This window comes from Brenneria corticis (assembly GCF_003115855.1).
Taxonomy (GTDB): Bacteria; Pseudomonadota; Gammaproteobacteria; order Enterobacterales; family Enterobacteriaceae; genus Brenneria; species Brenneria corticis.
This window is the reverse complement of the sequence record NZ_KZ819099.1, coordinates 1-15,122: the sequence shown is the minus strand read 5'-3', so window position 1 is coordinate 15,122 and position 15,122 is coordinate 1. Positions and strand designations below refer to the sequence as shown.

The following is a 15,122-nucleotide window of genomic DNA, read 5'->3' as shown; positions in this document are numbered from 1 at the left end:
CCGGTAAAATCAGGAGCCCGGTAACCTTTGGTTACCGGGCGTTTTTTTAGCGGGCGATAAGAAAAGATTTGAACTGCGGCGTCATTACGGCGCTGAAGCCCTGATCGGTTTTGGTGATTAAGTAAACCGCCAGTCCCTGCTGCTGCGCCAGCTTTAACGCTTTTTCCGTGCCCAGCACCATTAACCCGGTGTCCCAGCCGTCGGCTTCCAGCGCCGTTGGCGCGATAACGGTAACCGAAACCAGCTGATGGGTGATGGGTTTGCCGCTCGCCGGATCGATGACGTGGGAATAGCGCTTGCCGTCCTGCTCAAAATAATTGCGGTAGCTGCCGGAGGTGCTGATGGCGTATCCCTGTAAATCGACCGCCGCCTGAATGGCGTTCTCCCGATCGGTCGGTTTCTGGATCGCCACGCGCCAGGGTACGCCTTCGGCATTGACCCCCCGGCTGGATATGGCGCCGCCCACGGAAACCAGATAGTTGGCGATGCCTTTGCGCAACATCAACTGCGCCAGAACGTCGGCGCCGTAGCCTTCCCCCAGCGTCGACAGATCGACATAGAGGTCGGGGAGATCTTTTTGCAGCCATTCGCCGCGCTGATCGCTGAGCAGCCGAAGATGGCTTAGCCCGACGTTCTGCCTGGCCTGCTCGATCTGCTGCTGGCTGGGGATGTGCGTCGGCTGTTTTTGCGGACCGAATCCCCACAGATTGACCAGCGGCCCAACGGTAATATCCATGGCGCCGTCGGTTGCTCTGCCGATACGCTGCGCCGCCAGAATAATGTCCGCCATGCCGTTGCTGACGGGCTGGGGCTCGCCGCCGCGATACTGATTGAATCGCGATAGCGTCGAGTCGTTGCGGTAGGTGGAAATCTCGTCATTGGCCTGCTCCAGCAAACTATCGATCTCCTGCTGCAGCCGTTCTTTGCTTTCCGCCACTTCGCCGCTGATTTTGACGCTATAGAAGGTGCCCATGGTTTTTCCCTCAATGGTCAGCAGCGGACGAGGTGGGGCTGCTTGGGGGGCGCTATCGCAGGCCGCAAGCAGGCAGAGCAGACAACCAAGTAGTAATCCCCTGGCGAGATTAGTCATGAAAAAAACTCCTAGGAATAAAGCAAGGTGCTAACAAATAAAGCAAAGTGTGAGAAATGCAAATAGGAGATTAACAAAAACCTGGCCGACCGCAATTTATGGCGAGAAAAGCGATGGAGTGGCGTGCAGGGGGGAGATAAAAAAAAGCCCACCTCAGGGGATGGGCAAAGACTACACACAGCAATTCGTTACTAACTCTGACGAGGAGGAAACCTCATTGACAAACAGTAGGTTAAAGCTAGCTTTCAAATATATGCTAGAGATTATGCTTAGCCGAGTCATTAAGAATCATCCTAATGGTTAATTGTTTTTTAAGAGTTGAGAAAAAGGGCAGGGGATTGCTGCGATAAAATCGGCGCGATAATTTGGAATAAGCAAAATTTTTAGGAATAATCCCGCTAAAAACAGGCTTAATCATTAGTTTTGTTTATTTATTATAGGGCGACGGCCACGGAAAATGTCTTCCGCGGCCGCCGCTATTGCATGATGCCGCTTACTCTTTGCCGTTGTCCTGCTCAAGGGGAACAATATTCCCCGGTTCGGGAATTTCCCCCATCCAGGCGAAAATCAGCCGGTAGGATACGGCAAGCACCACCGGTCCGATAAACAATCCGATCATGCCGAAGGCCAGCAATCCGCCAATTACGCCGCACAGGATTAACAGCAGCGGCAGGTCGGCCCCCAGGCGAATCAGCACCGGGCGGATAAAGTTATCAATGGTGCCGACCACGCAGCTCAGGACCAGCAGTACCGTCCCCCAGGTGGTGTCTCCGCTCCAGTAGAGCCAGATAATGGCGGGGATCAGTATCGGGAGCGGGCCCAACTGCACCAGGCAGAACAGAAACATCAGTACCGTCAGTAAGGTGGTATACGGAATGCCGGAGATGAACAGCCCAAGGCCGCCCAGCAGCGACTGAACAATGGCGGTCACCACCACGCCCAGCGCCACGGCGCGAATGGACTGCGCCGCCAGGATCACCGCGGTATCGCCGCGCTCATGCCCGAGACGGATAGCGAAATGGCGCACCGCTTTGGCGACGGCTTCCCCCTTGTAGTAAAGCAGCGCGCTGAATATCAGCATCAGGGCGCAGTGCATCAGGAAGCGGCCGACGTGCGCGGCCTGCGCCACCAGCCAGGTGGCGGTTTTGCCCGCATAGGGCTGAATTTTGGAAAACAGGCCGCTGCCGCTGCTTTGCAGCAAGGTTTGCCAGCCGCTGAACAGTTTGTCTCCCACCAGCGGAATGGAGGTCAGCCACTCCAACCGCGGCAACGAGAAATTTTCCTGGCTGGCTCCCCAGCGCATCAGCGCCGAACTGTTGTCGATGGCGCTACTGACCAGTACGGCAATCGGCAATACGAACAGTAGAATCAGCAGCAACGTCATGGCAAGAACGGCCAGGGAGCGTCGCCCCCACAGCAAATGCTGCAGTTTAATCAACAGCGGCCAGGTCGCGATGACCACCATACAGGCCCAGGCAAATCCCAGAATAAAAGGTTGCACCACCCAAAAGCAGGCAATGATCATAATGGCAATAAACAGCAGGCTAAATAATATTCTGGCCAGATCGAAACGCTGTTGTTGAGATTTTCTTATCAATGAATAGTACCTCGGTAAGTAGACATAATGTCTGAAAGCAACGCCGCTTTGGCAAGGCGATGAAAGCGGCAATGATTTATCATGAGATATTTCCGCCGTTTTTAACAGTCCGTTGAACAGATTGTTGATCAAAGGGCGTAAACCCGCTACGCCATGCGTTTTTTATCGATTCAGCGGCGCGGCCGCGTGAAATATGATAAAACGTGGTAAGTCTGATGGTCGGATAAACGGACGGTTGGATTACAGGGATAGTTGGCGCAAATCATTTCATCACAGACACCTAACGTCATATTGGCAAACATTTCTTGTACGGACAGGGTCAAAAAATAATGATCCCACAGATCTCTCAGTCACCCGGGCTGGTTCAGCCGGTGCTTAACTTTTTGGAAGCATTGAAGCACAGTGGATTTACCGGCGATACGGCGACAAACTACGCCGATCGCCTGACGATGGCGACAGATAATAGTATCTATCAGCTATTGCCGGATGCGGTGGTTTTCCCCCGCTCCACCGCCGACGTGGCGATTCTGGCGCGACTGGCCGGGGAGGAACGCTTTCTCAGCCTGACGTTCACCCCGCGCGGCGGCGGCACAGGAACCAACGGGCAGGCCCTGAATAAGGGCATCGTGGTGGATATGTCGCGCTATATGAACCGCATCCTGGAGATTAACCCGGAGCAGGGGTGGGTCAGGGTCGAGGCCGGCGTGATTAAAGACCAGCTCAACCAGTATCTAAAACCGTTCGGCTACTTTTTCGCCCCGGAGTTATCCACCAGCAACCGCGCCACGCTGGGCGGTATGATCAACACCGATGCCTCGGGACAAGGGTCGCTGGTGTACGGTAAAACCTCCGATCATGTGCTGGGCCTGCGCGCGCTGTTGCTCGGCGGTGAAATGCTGGATACGCAGGCTATACCGGTGGCGTTGGCGGAGCAACTGGCGCGTGAATCCTCCGTGGTCGGGCGGATTTATCATACGGTGCTGCACCGTTGCCGCGAGCAGCGCCAGCTGATTGTCGGCAAATTCCCCAAATTGAACCGCTTTCTTACCGGGTACGATTTGCGCCATGTTTTCAGCGATGATTTGCAAACCTTTGACCTGACGCGCATTCTTACCGGGGCCGAAGGAACGCTGGCGTTTATTACCGAAGCCAAGCTCGATATTACGCCGCTGCCGAAAGTGCGGCGGCTGGTGAACGTCAAATACGACTCTTTCAACTCGGCCCTGCGCAATGCGCCCTTTATGGTGGAAGCGCAGGCGCTGTCGGTGGAAACCGTGGATTCCAGCGTATTGAATCTGGCGCGCGAGGATATTGTCTGGCACTCCGTCAGCGAACTGATTACCGATGTGCCTAACCAGGATATGCTGGGGCTGAACATCGTGGAGTTCGCCGGCGATGACGAAGCCTTGATCGACGAGCGGGTGCGCCAGCTGTGCCAACGGCTGGATGCGCTGCTGGCAAGCGGCGAGGCCGGGGTTATCGGCTATCAGACCTGTAACGATCTGGCGGACATTGAACGTATTTATGGCATGCGCAAGAAAGCGGTCGGATTGCTGGGAAACAGTAAAGGGCTGGCGAAACCGATCCCGTTTGCCGAGGATACCTGCGTGCCGCCGCAGCATCTGGCGGATTATATCGCCGAATTTCGCGAACTGCTGGACAGCCACAACCTGACCTACGGCATGTTCGGCCACGTGGATGCGGGGGTGCTGCACGTACGCCCGGCGCTGGATATGTGCGATCCGCAGCAGGAAATGCTGATGAAGCGGCTTTCCGATAAAATCGTGGCATTAACCGCGAAATACGGCGGCCTGTTATGGGGAGAGCACGGCAAAGGGTTCCGCGCCGAGTACAGCCCGGCGTTTTTCGGCCCCGAGCTGTATGCCGAGTTGCGGCGCATCAAAGCCGCGTTCGATCCCGATAACCGGCTCAATCCCGGTAAAATCTGCGCCCCGCTGGACCTGGATGCGCCGATGATGAAAGTGGACGCCGTCAAACGCGGCACCTACGATCGCACCATTCCGCTGGCGGTTCGTGGCTCTTTCCGCGGCGCGCTGGATTGTAACGGCAATGGCTTATGCTTCAATTTCGACGCCCGCAGCCCGATGTGTCCTTCGATGAAAATCACCGGCAACCGCATTCATTCGCCGAAAGGCCGGGCGACGCTGGTGCGCGAATGGCTGCGTTTGCTGGCGGAGCAGGGGGTTGATCCGCTGGAGCTGGAAAAACGGCTGCCGCAGCAGAAAATCAGCCTGAATACCCTGATCCAGAAAACCCGCAATAGCTGGTATGCCCGGAAGGGCGAGTATGATTTTTCCCATGAAGTGAAAGAGGCGATGTCGGGGTGCCTGGCCTGTAAAGCCTGCTCGACGCAGTGCCCAATCAAGATTGACGTACCCGGTTTTCGCTCCCGTTTCCTGCAGCTGTATCACACCCGCTATTTGCGTCCGGCGCGGGATTATCTGGTGGCCGGGGTGGAAAGCTATGCGCCGCTGATGGCGCGCAGCCCCAAGACCTTCAACTACTTTTTGAAAATGCCCTGGGTGAATGCGCTGAGCCGTCGGCAGATCGGCATGGTCGATCTGCCGTTGCTCTCTTCTCCGTCGCTGCGCCAGCAGTTCGCCGGCCACCGCGCCGGTAAAACCACGCTGGAACAGCTGGAAAAAATGTCCACGGAGGAGCGCAGGCAATATGTATTAATCGTTCAGGATCCCTTTACCAGCTATTATGATGCGCAAGTGGTGGCCGATTTTGTTCATCTGGTGGAAAAATTGCGCTTGAAACCGGTGCTGCTGCCGTTTTCTCCGAACGGCAAGGCGCAACACATTAAAGGCTTTTTGCAGCGCTTTGCCAAAACCGCGGCGAAAACCGCCGATTTTCTTAATCGCGTCGCCAGACTGGAGATACCGATGGTCGGCGTCGATCCGGCGCTGGTGCTGTGCTATCGCGATGAATACCGGGAGATCCTGGGGGATAAACGGGGCGACTTTACGGTACAGTTGGTGCATGAGTGGCTGATGACCTCGCTGGCGGGAAAAACCGCGCAGGCCGTCGCCGGCGAATGCTGGTATCTGTTCGGACACTGCACGGAAACCACCGCATTGCCCGCCAGTACCCAACAGTGGGTGGATATTTTCTCCCGCTTTGGCGCCCGGCTGGAAAATGTCAGCGTCGGTTGCTGCGGCATGGCGGGAACCTACGGCCATGAAAGCAACAATCTGGCGAACTCGCAGGGTATTTATGCGCTTTCCTGGCAACAGGCCTTGCAGAAGTTACCGCAACAGCGCTGTCTGACCACCGGCTACTCCTGCCGCAGCCAGGTGAAACGGATGGAAGGCCGCGGGTTGCGTCATCCTCTACAGGCCTTGCTGGAGATTATCTGAATGCTATGGAAAAGACAGGTTACCCTCGAACAGCTTAATCAGCAAAGTCGGGAGTGTATGATTGGTTTCCTGGGGATCCGCTACACGCGGATAACGGACGATTGCCTGGAAGGAATGATGCCGGTGGAAGCCCGTACCCGCCAGCCGTTCGGCCTGCTGCACGGCGGGGCGTCGGTGGTGCTGGCCGAGTCCCTCGGTTCGGTGGCCGGCTATCTGTGCACCGAAGGGGATCAACAGGTGGTGGGTATGGAGGTCAACGCCAATCACCTGCGCGCGGTGGTTGACGGCGAGGTGCGCGGCGTGTGCCGCGCGCTGCACGCCGGGCGGCGCAATCAGGTATGGCAGATAGATATTTTCGATAGCCGGGATCGCCTGTGTTGCACGTCGCGCCTGACGACCGCGGTGATTACGCCCTAGCTCTGGACCGACAACCGCGCCGGCCGCAATTTGCCGTCCGCTGCGGTTGGTTCAGGTTCATTTCTCAGGTCGTCGGCGTGCGCTATGGGCCGTCAGGGCAAAAAGGGAACCCGCTTGACGAAATCGCTCTGGAAAGCGGTGGCCTTATCCCACGAACCCTGCATGCTCAACTGGTGGCAGATGGTCTTTAGCGTATTGCGCGCGAAGTAGTAGCTCTGGACCCGGAACAGGTGGCAGCGCTCCTCATTATTTATTTCTTTAATCAATCGGTTATGTAATTTTACCAGGGCGTGGAGATAGCTGGCGTCGTCGCCGTTTCTCAGACACAGATCGACCATATCCATGCAGGCGTTATGATAGCGTCTCAAATGATCGATATGGCTTCCCGGCCGATTCAGGCGCGCCTCCGCCATATAGAAATCCACGGTGGCGTCGCGGATTTGGAATTTATATTCGTCAATCTGATGTTGCAGCCAGGCATTCACGGAAAGCATGGGATCTCAACCCTGAATATCAAATGATAATCATTATCATATTTATAAAAATAGTCGGGATCAATGGCTAAAGGGACGGCTGATGAAATTAAATCATCATTTACTTTCCCTGTTTTATAAATAGGTATCCTCGATGAATGTTATACTAATGATAATAAATTGATAATTTTTCCCTGGGCATGGCCGGCAAGGGATATAATTTAGTTTTTATTTATCAATGGATTAATCTGCAATTTACCGGGCGATTTTCGCCGTGCAGGTCGACGCGCGCGGGCGGCGGGCGCCACGCAAAAGCAAATGTTACGAATAGCCCTGCGAAACAAGAGGTTGAAGCTATATCCATTATCACTAACATTAGGGGAAACCAGTCTGAAACTGGTACCACACGTAATGAGGTATGCCTTATGCAAACGGAAAATGTAGGAACGTTTTCATTGGATGAAAATATCTGGCAGGGACTGACGCTGACGGAGAGCGCGGCAAAACAGATAAATAATTTAACGCGGCAGGATGGCGCGCTAAAAGGTTTACGACTTGGCGTCAAACAGTCCGGCTGCGCCGGGTTTGGCTATGTGCTGGATCTGGTGCGCGAGCCGGAACCGGATGACCTGGTATTCGAACGCGACGGCGCAAGGCTTTACGTACCGCTAAAGGCGATGCCTTTTATTGATGGCACCGAGCTCGATTTTGTCCGTGAAGGGCTGAATCAGGTGTTCAAGTTTAATAATCCCAAAGCTCAGCATGCCTGCGGATGTGGCGAGAGCTTCGGCATTTAAGTGATGAAAATTATGGCACGTAGCACAGTAGATGTACCTGATGATGTCCAGATCTGGATGGGGGACGGCCGTTACAAAGAGGGCTTCTTCACCGAACTGGCGACGGATGAACTGGCACGCGGGATTAACGAAGATGTGGTCCGGGCGATTTCAGCCAAACGCAATGAACCGGAGTGGATGCTGGAGTTCCGGCTAAACGCCTTTCGGGCGTGGCAGGAAATGGAAGAGCCGCACTGGCTGAAAGCGCATTATGCCAGGCTCGACTATCAGGACTATAGCTATTACTCGGCGCCGTCCTGCGGTCACTGCGACGACACCTGCGACTCCCAGCCGGGCGCCACCCAGCAGTCCGGCATTGCGGACGTCAACAATTACCTGACCAGCGAGGTTGAAAACGCCTTTAACCAACTGGGCGTACCGGTGCGCGAAGGCAAGTCGGTCGCGGTGGACGCGATTTTCGACTCCGTTTCCGTGGCGACGACCTACCGTCATGAACTGGCCGAGCAGGGCATCATTTTCTGTTCGTTCAGCGAGGCGATTCAGGAACACCCGGATCTGGTTCGCCAGTACCTCGGTACGGTGGTGCCTTCGAACGACAACTTTTTCGCCGCCCTGAATGCCGCGGTCGCCTCCGACGGCACCTTCGTCTATATCCCGAAAGGCGTGCGCTGCCCGATGGAGCTGTCCACCTATTTCCGCATCAACGCCGCCAAAACCGGGCAGTTTGAGCGCACCATCCTGATTGCCGACGACGACAGCTACGTCAGCTATATCGAGGGGTGTTCGGCGCCGGTGCGCGACAGCTATCAGCTGCATGCGGCGGTGGTCGAGGTGATCGTCAATAAAAACGCCGAAGTGAAATATTCCACCGTGCAAAACTGGTTTGCCGGTCAGGACGCCGAAGGCGGGATCCTGAACTTTGTCACCAAGCGGGCGCTGTGCGCCGGCGAATATGCGAAAATGTCATGGACGCAATCGGAAACCGGTTCGGCCATTACCTGGAAATACCCCAGCGTGATTTTGCGCGGCGACAATTCGGTGGGCGAGTTTTTCTCCGTGGCGCTTACCAACGGTCGCCAGCAGGCGGATACCGGCACCAAAATGATCCATATCGGTAAAAACACCCGCTCGACCATTATCTCCAAAGGGATTTCCGCCGGGCACAGCGAAAATACCTATCGCGGCCTGGTGAAAATCATGCCGAGCGCCACCAACGCGCGTAATTTTACCCAGTGCGACTCCATGCTGATCGGCAGCGACTGCGGCGCGCATACCTTCCCGTATGTGGAAGTGCGCAACAACACCGCGCAGTTGGAGCACGAGGCGACCACCTCGAAGATTGGCGACGATCAGCTGTTTTACTGTCTGCAGCGCGGCATCAGCGAAGATGACGCCATCTCGATGATCGTCAACGGTTTCTGCAAGGATGTTTTCTCAGAGCTGCCGCTGGAGTTCGCGGTCGAGGCGCAAAAGTTACTGGCGATTAGTCTGGAACATAGCGTGGGTTAATTCGTCGGTTGCCGATGTTTCTTATTCATCGGTTACAAAAATGATGAGCGTCACCAGATGTAAGACGCCGGAAGGATAGAGCATGTTAAGTATTGAAAATCTGAAAGTCAGCGTAGAAGGCAAAGAAATCATTCAGGGGCTGAATCTCCAGGTCAAGCCGGGAGAGGTTCATGCCATTATGGGGCCGAACGGCTCCGGGAAAAGCACCCTCTCCGCGACGCTGGCCGGGCGCGAAGAATATGAAGTGACCGACGGCACGGTGAGTTTTAAAGGCAAGGATCTGCTGGAGCTGGATCCGGAGGACCGGGCCGGCGAAGGCATCTTTATGGCGTTTCAGTATCCGGTGGAGATCCCCGGCGTCAGCAACCAGTTCTTCCTGCAAACCGCGGTCAACGCCGTGCGCAAATACCGCCAGCTGGAGCCCCTGGACCGCTTTGACTTCGCCGACTTTATCGAAGACAAAATCAAACTGTTGAATATGCCGGAGGATTTGCTGACCCGTTCGGTGAACGTCGGTTTTTCCGGCGGCGAGAAGAAGCGTAACGACATTCTGCAAATGGCGGCGCTTGAGCCGGAGTTATGCATTCTGGATGAAACCGATTCCGGTCTGGATATCGATGCGCTGAAAATTGTCGCCAACGGCGTGAATTCGCTGCGCAATCAGCAGCGCGCATTTATTATCGTTACGCACTACCAGCGTATTCTGGATTATATCCGGCCGGATTACGTTCACGTTCTGTATCAGGGGCGCATTGTTAAATCCGGCGATTTCTCGCTGGTGAAACAGTTGGAGGAGCAAGGCTATGGCTGGCTTACCGACCAACAGTAAAACCAATACGCAGCGCAAACAGGAACAGGCCTTGCAGCAGTGGCATAGCCTGTTTGAAACCTACAGCGCCCGGCGTTCGGCGGAGGCGCATCGGCACTGGCAGGAAGTGCAGCGCCTGGGGTTGCCGCAGCGTAAACACGAACACTGGAAATATACCCCGCTCGACGGGCTGCTGGCGCATGAGTTTGTGCTCCCCGAAGCGCCGCAGGTCGACGGGGCGGCGCTGGATGCGCTGGCGTTGCCGGTTGACTGCTGGCGTCTGGTGTTTATCGACGGCGTGTTCAACGAGCAGCTCAGCGATACCCAGTGGGGGCCTTATCAGGTTGATATCAACGCATCGCGCGCTCAGGGCGAGCTGCCTGCCGCCATCCAGCCGGAGGTGTTTCTGCACCTGACGGAAAGTCTGGCCGCCGCCAGTACGCTGATTCGCCTGCGCGCCGGGCAGCAGGCGGAAAAGCCGCTGTATTTGCTGCATATCAGTAGCGGCCGGCAGGACGCCGCGCTGAATACCGTACACCACCGCCATCACCTGAACGTGGAGCGCGGCGCCGGCGCGCGGATTATCGAACACTATGTCAGTCTGGATGAGCAGGCCCACTTTACCGGCGCGCGCCTGACGATCAGCGCCGGAGAAAACAGCCGGGTCAGCCATATCAAGCTGGCGTTTGAAGCGGCGGCCGGCTACCACTTTTCCCATAACGATCTGGTGCTGGCGCGCGACGCGCAGGTGCGCAGCCACAGCTTCCTGCTGGGCGCCGGGCTGACCCGCCACCACACCAGCGCGCAGATGAACGGCGAAGGCGCCAATCTGGCGATTAACAGCCTTATCATGCCCGTCGGCAGCGAGGTGTGCGATACCCGCACCTATCTGGAGCATAACGACGGCTACGGCGAGAGCCGCCAGCTGCATAAAACGATAGTCAACGACCGCGCCAAGGCGGTGTTCAACGGAATGATCAAGGTCGCTCCCCGCGCGCTGAAAACCGACGGTCAGATGACCAACAATAACCTGCTGCTGGGGCGGTTGGCCGAAGTGGATACCAAGCCGCAGTTGGAAATCTATGCCGACGACGTGAAATGCAGCCACGGCGCCACCATCGGCCGCATGGACGAGGAGCAGCTGTTCTACCTGCGTTCACGCGGCATAACCCGGCAGGACGCGCACCAGATGATCATCTTCGCTTTTGCCGCCGAGCTGACGGAAGCCATCGCCGATGAGTCGTTAAGGGATGTGATATTAAAACGTATTGCGCTGCGCCTGCCGAACGCACAGGCGGATTTATTGAAGGCGGAGCTATGACTTATCCAATCGAACGGGTTCGGGCCGATTTCCCGCTGCTGGCGACGGAAGTGAACGGACAACCCCTGGCTTATCTGGACAGCGCCGCCAGCGCACAAAAACCGCAGGCGGTGATTGACCGTGAAGCGGCGTTTTACCAGCATGAATACGCCGCCGTGCATCGCGGCATTCATACCCTGAGCGCGCGGGCCACCAGCGCCATGGAAGTCGTGCGCGAACAGGTCGCCGCCTTTATCAATGCCGCATCGGCGGAAGAGATCGTCTTTGTGCGCGGCACTACGGAAGCCATTAACCTGGTGGCCAACAGCTACGGACATACCTTCCTCCAGCCCGGCGACAACCTGATCATTACCGAGATGGAGCATCACGCGAATATCGTTCCCTGGCAGATGCTGGCGCAGGCCAGGGGAATTGAAATCCGCGTACTGCCGCTGGCGGCGGACGGAACGCTGGATCTGACCCGTCTCCCCGCCTTGCTGGATGAACGCACCCGGCTGGTGGCGGTGACGCATATTTCAAACGTGCTGGGCACCCTGAATCCGGTTAAGGCGATTATCGCGCAGGCAAAAGCCGCCGGGGCGGTGGTTCTGGTGGACGGCGCGCAGTCGATTATGCATCAGCCCGTCGATGTGCGGGATCTGGATTGCGATTTCTTCGTCTTTTCCGGGCATAAAATCTACGGTCCGTCGGGGATCGGCGTGTTGTATGGCAAAAGCGCGCTGCTGCAGGCGATGCCGCCGTGGGAAGGCGGCGGGGCGATGATCCGCGAAGTCAGCCTGCGCACCGGCACCACCTATGCCGATGCGCCATGGCGTTTTGAGGCCGGGTCGCCGAATACCGCCGGCATCATGGGGCTGGGCGCGGCGCTAGGCTATGTCACGGCGCTGGGACGCGAGGCGATCCAGCGCTATGAGTCCGCGCTGATGAGCTATGCGCTGGAGGCGCTGGCCCAGGTTCCTGATTTGACGCTGTACGGCCCGGCGGAGAGAAAGGGCGTTATCGCATTTAACCTCGGGCAGCACCATGCCTATGATGTCGGCAGTTTCCTCGACCAGTATGGAGTTGCCATTCGCACCGGTCACCACTGCGCGATGCCGCTGATGGAGCACTATGCCGTTTCCAGTATGTGCCGCGCCTCGCTGGCCGTTTATACTACCCGCGAAGAAATAGACCGGCTGGTTGCCGGGTTGCAACGTATCTATCGATTACTGGGCAACTAAGCGCCGCTTTGCTGCCTGGGGAGGAAAAAATGGCAAGTCTGCCGGATCCGCAGAAATTGGCGCGTAATTTTTCGCGCTGTCATAATTGGGAAGAAAAATATCTTTATATTATTGAACTGGGCGCGCGGCTGGAGCCGCTGCCCGAGGCGTGGCGCCGGCCGGAAAATCTGATCGCCGGTTGCCAGAGTCAGGTATGGATTGTGATGCAGCCTGACGAACAGGGCCGGGTGACCCTGCATGGCGACAGCGATGCGGCCATCGTCAAGGGGCTGATCGCCGTGGTGTTCAGCCTTTATCAGGGGCTGAGCGCGCAGGAAATCGTCGCGCTGGACGTGCGTCCCTTCTTTCAGGAACTGGCGTTAACCCAGCATCTGACGCCATCCCGCTCCCAGGGATTGGAAGCCATGCTGCGGGCCATTCGCGCGCGCGCGGCGGGGTTATCCTAAGCGTTCGCCATTTATTTCTTATTTCCGCAAAAAAACGCCCGGCCGTCAATCCGGGCGATTCCTTAATAGTGAAATATTATCCTGCTGATATTTCAGAATTAGTCCCGTAGATTTATCCCCAGCCGAAATTTATCCTGCAATAGACATTTGTAAAGAATTGAATATCAATCCCTTGATTTTCAAATAAAAGATAATTTCGTTACCGCAATGCTACTATTGCATAAGCATGATACCGGCCTCTGAATAAAGAACCGGACATCGTTTATAAATCTGAATAAATCGGTGAAGTAGGGAACTTTGTATGAAACGCGCGTTAACTTTACTTGGTCTGGTATTCGCCACGTATCTGGCAGGCAGCGGCGCGGCCAATGCCACGGAATATCCGTTGCCGCCGCCGGGCAGTCGCCTTATCGGCGAGAACATCGCCTACACCGTCCCCAATGATGGCCGTCCACTGGAGGCTATTGCCGCTGATTTCAAGATTGGCCTATTAGGGATGCTGGAAGCGAATCCCGGAACCGACCCCTATCTGCCGCAGGCCGGTTCGACCTTAACCATCCCCACGCAGATGCTGCTGCCGGATACGCCGCGTGAGGGCATCGTGGTCAACCTTGCGGAACTGCGGCTTTACTATTATCCGAAAGGTAAAAATACCGTCATCGTCTATCCCATCGGCATTGGTCAACTGGGACGCAAAACTCCGCTGATGGTCACCTCGATTTCGGAAAAACGGCCAAACCCGACCTGGACGCCGACGGCGAATATCCGCAAACATTATCTGGAAGAGCAGGGCATCACGCTGCCGGCGGTGGTGCCCGCCGGGCCGGATAACCCGATGGGGCTGTTCGCGTTACGCCTGGCGGCCCATGGCGGCGTGTACCTGATTCATGGCACCAATGCGAATTTTGGTATCGGCATGCGCGTCAGTTCCGGCTGCATTCGTTTGCGGCCCGACGATATCGAAGCGTTGTTTAACGCCGTTCCGGTCGGTACGCGGGTGCAAATCGTCAATGATGCGATTAAGACATCGGTTGAGCCGGACGGAAAACGTTACGTAGAGGTTCATCAACCCTTGTCCAAAACCGATCAGGATGACCCGCAGACCATGCCGATCAGCATCAATAAAAAGACGAAAAAATTTATTGATGGCGACGATACCGACGCCAAAGCCGTCGCGGACGCCATCGCACGGCGTTCCGGCATGCCGGTGCTGGTCAATGTCGGTCAGGATATCAATACCTATCAGGAGCCTATACAGTCGGCCGCTGAGGACGCAGAGACGCCGTCAGGCGCGCCGATCACTTCTGTCAGCACCTTCCGGTAAGATAGCGCGCACAATCCGGCTGCGGGCGTTCTGGAGCCGGATTTGCCGACCGCGAGGGCAACGCGGGGCGCCTCGGCAAGCGGAAGTCTGTGAAGCGAAAAAACGCAGACAAAAAAAATGGCGCACACTGTGCGCCATTTTCACTACTTAACCAGTTCGATTACTTTTTGTAAGTGCGAACTTGGTTGTCCAGACGCTGGTTAGCACGAGCTGCGTCGTCTTTAGCAGCCTGTACGTCAGAGCGGATTGCGTTCACGTCGTTGCTCAGTTGGTCAACTTTAGCGTTCAGAGTCTGAACGTCAGAAGACAGCTGGTCAATTTTAGCGTTGCTGGAGCAACCAGCCAGCAGAGTAGAACCCAGAATTACCGCGCCCAGTACCAGTTTAGTACGATTCATTATTAATACCCTCTAGATTGAGTTAATCTCCATGTAGCGTTACAAGTATTACACAAACTTTTTTCTAATGAGAATAAATTTTTGATGAGAACATGCTTAATTTTGATCGTTCGCTCAAAGAAGCAGCGGGTTTTGCGGAGCAATGAAAAAAGTAAAGAAAACAGCGTCATTTCCATCGGAATAGTCCGAGCTTTGCGCTATTAAAATTGCCTGTAAAATAAAAGGTATTAATTTAACGTGCGGCGGATGAGCATGATAACCGCAGAATATAAAAAAGCGCCGTGAAAGGCGCTTTCAGACTGATGACAAAGTCCTGGCCTCTCAGCCAGGACTTTGATCT

Annotated in this window: 13 protein-coding genes and 1 other RNA gene; 9 read left to right on the top strand and 5 right to left on the bottom strand. The window is 55.9% G+C overall.

Going from position 1 to position 15,122, the window contains the following annotated elements; all coding sequences use genetic code 11:
- Positions 1 to 46: 46 nt before the first annotated feature.
- From apbE to ydiK, 3 genes are all read right to left on the bottom strand, one after another.
- Entirely contained in the window at positions 47 to 1,090 is a 1,044-nt protein-coding gene (gene apbE, locus DDT56_RS21795) for an FAD:protein FMN transferase ApbE (RefSeq protein ID WP_136168482.1), read from the bottom strand.
- A gap of 136 nt (positions 1,091 to 1,226) precedes the next feature.
- Positions 1,227 to 1,332: antisense sRNA RprA (gene rprA / locus DDT56_RS21790), an RNA gene on the bottom strand.
- A 251-nt stretch (positions 1,333 to 1,583) separates the two neighbouring features.
- Positions 1,584 to 2,687, bottom strand: coding sequence for an AI-2E family transporter YdiK (gene ydiK, locus DDT56_RS21785; RefSeq protein WP_136168481.1), 1,104 nt, complete (start codon positions 2,685 to 2,687; stop codon positions 1,584 to 1,586).
- A 329-nt stretch (positions 2,688 to 3,016) separates the two neighbouring features.
- On the opposite strand from ydiK, the gene ydiJ reads away from it, so the two are divergent.
- Positions 3,017 to 6,070, top strand: a complete 3,054-nt coding sequence (ydiJ, locus tag DDT56_RS21780) for a D-2-hydroxyglutarate dehydrogenase YdiJ (RefSeq protein WP_136168480.1) — start codon at positions 3,017 to 3,019, stop codon at positions 6,068 to 6,070.
- Entirely contained in the window at positions 6,071 to 6,487 is a 417-nt protein-coding gene (locus tag DDT56_RS21775; protein WP_136168479.1) for a hotdog fold thioesterase, read from the top strand.
- A 92-nt stretch (positions 6,488 to 6,579) separates the two neighbouring features.
- Here the strand turns inward: DDT56_RS21775 and DDT56_RS21770 are convergent, their stop codons facing one another.
- A complete protein-coding gene (locus tag DDT56_RS21770) occupies positions 6,580 to 6,981 on the bottom strand; it encodes a hypothetical protein (protein WP_136168478.1) in 402 nt (133 codons plus the stop codon).
- A gap of 404 nt (positions 6,982 to 7,385) precedes the next feature.
- Between DDT56_RS21770 and sufA the strand changes: the two genes are divergently transcribed.
- From sufA to DDT56_RS21735, 7 genes are all read left to right on the top strand, one after another.
- Positions 7,386 to 7,757 (top strand): Fe-S cluster assembly scaffold SufA, encoded by a 372-nt coding sequence (sufA, locus tag DDT56_RS21765; RefSeq protein WP_136168477.1) that lies wholly within the window; start codon positions 7,386 to 7,388, stop codon positions 7,755 to 7,757.
- Between the two features lie 12 nt (positions 7,758 to 7,769).
- Positions 7,770 to 9,266, top strand: a complete 1,497-nt coding sequence (sufB, locus tag DDT56_RS21760) for a Fe-S cluster assembly protein SufB (protein ID WP_136168476.1) — start codon at positions 7,770 to 7,772, stop codon at positions 9,264 to 9,266.
- Between the two features lie 82 nt (positions 9,267 to 9,348).
- On the top strand, positions 9,349 to 10,095 hold the full coding sequence (gene sufC, locus DDT56_RS21755) for a Fe-S cluster assembly ATPase SufC (RefSeq protein WP_009112393.1): 747 nt from the start codon (positions 9,349 to 9,351) through the stop codon (positions 10,093 to 10,095).
- Positions 10,070 to 11,395: a Fe-S cluster assembly protein SufD gene (gene sufD, locus DDT56_RS21750; protein ID WP_136168475.1), complete on the top strand. Its 1,326-nt coding sequence runs from the start codon at positions 10,070 to 10,072 to the stop codon at positions 11,393 to 11,395. Before sufC ends, sufD begins: the two co-directional genes overlap by 26 nt.
- Positions 11,392 to 12,615 carry a cysteine desulfurase SufS gene (gene sufS / locus DDT56_RS21745; RefSeq protein ID WP_136168474.1) on the top strand — a complete coding sequence of 408 codons (1,224 nt, stop codon included), beginning with the start codon at positions 11,392 to 11,394 and terminating at the stop codon, positions 12,613 to 12,615. Before sufD ends, sufS begins: the two co-directional genes overlap by 4 nt.
- Before the next feature lie 29 nt (positions 12,616 to 12,644).
- Positions 12,645 to 13,061 carry a cysteine desulfuration protein SufE gene (sufE, locus tag DDT56_RS21740; RefSeq protein ID WP_136168473.1) on the top strand — a complete coding sequence of 139 codons (417 nt, stop codon included), beginning with the start codon at positions 12,645 to 12,647 and terminating at the stop codon, positions 13,059 to 13,061.
- Between the two features lie 301 nt (positions 13,062 to 13,362).
- A complete protein-coding gene (locus DDT56_RS21735; RefSeq protein WP_136168472.1) occupies positions 13,363 to 14,385 on the top strand; it encodes a L,D-transpeptidase family protein in 1,023 nt (340 codons plus the stop codon).
- A gap of 160 nt (positions 14,386 to 14,545) precedes the next feature.
- Here the strand turns inward: DDT56_RS21735 and DDT56_RS21730 are convergent, their stop codons facing one another.
- Positions 14,546 to 14,782, bottom strand: coding sequence for a major outer membrane lipoprotein (locus DDT56_RS21730; RefSeq protein WP_005970385.1), 237 nt, complete (start codon positions 14,780 to 14,782; stop codon positions 14,546 to 14,548).
- Between the last annotated feature and the right edge of the window lie 340 nt (positions 14,783 to 15,122).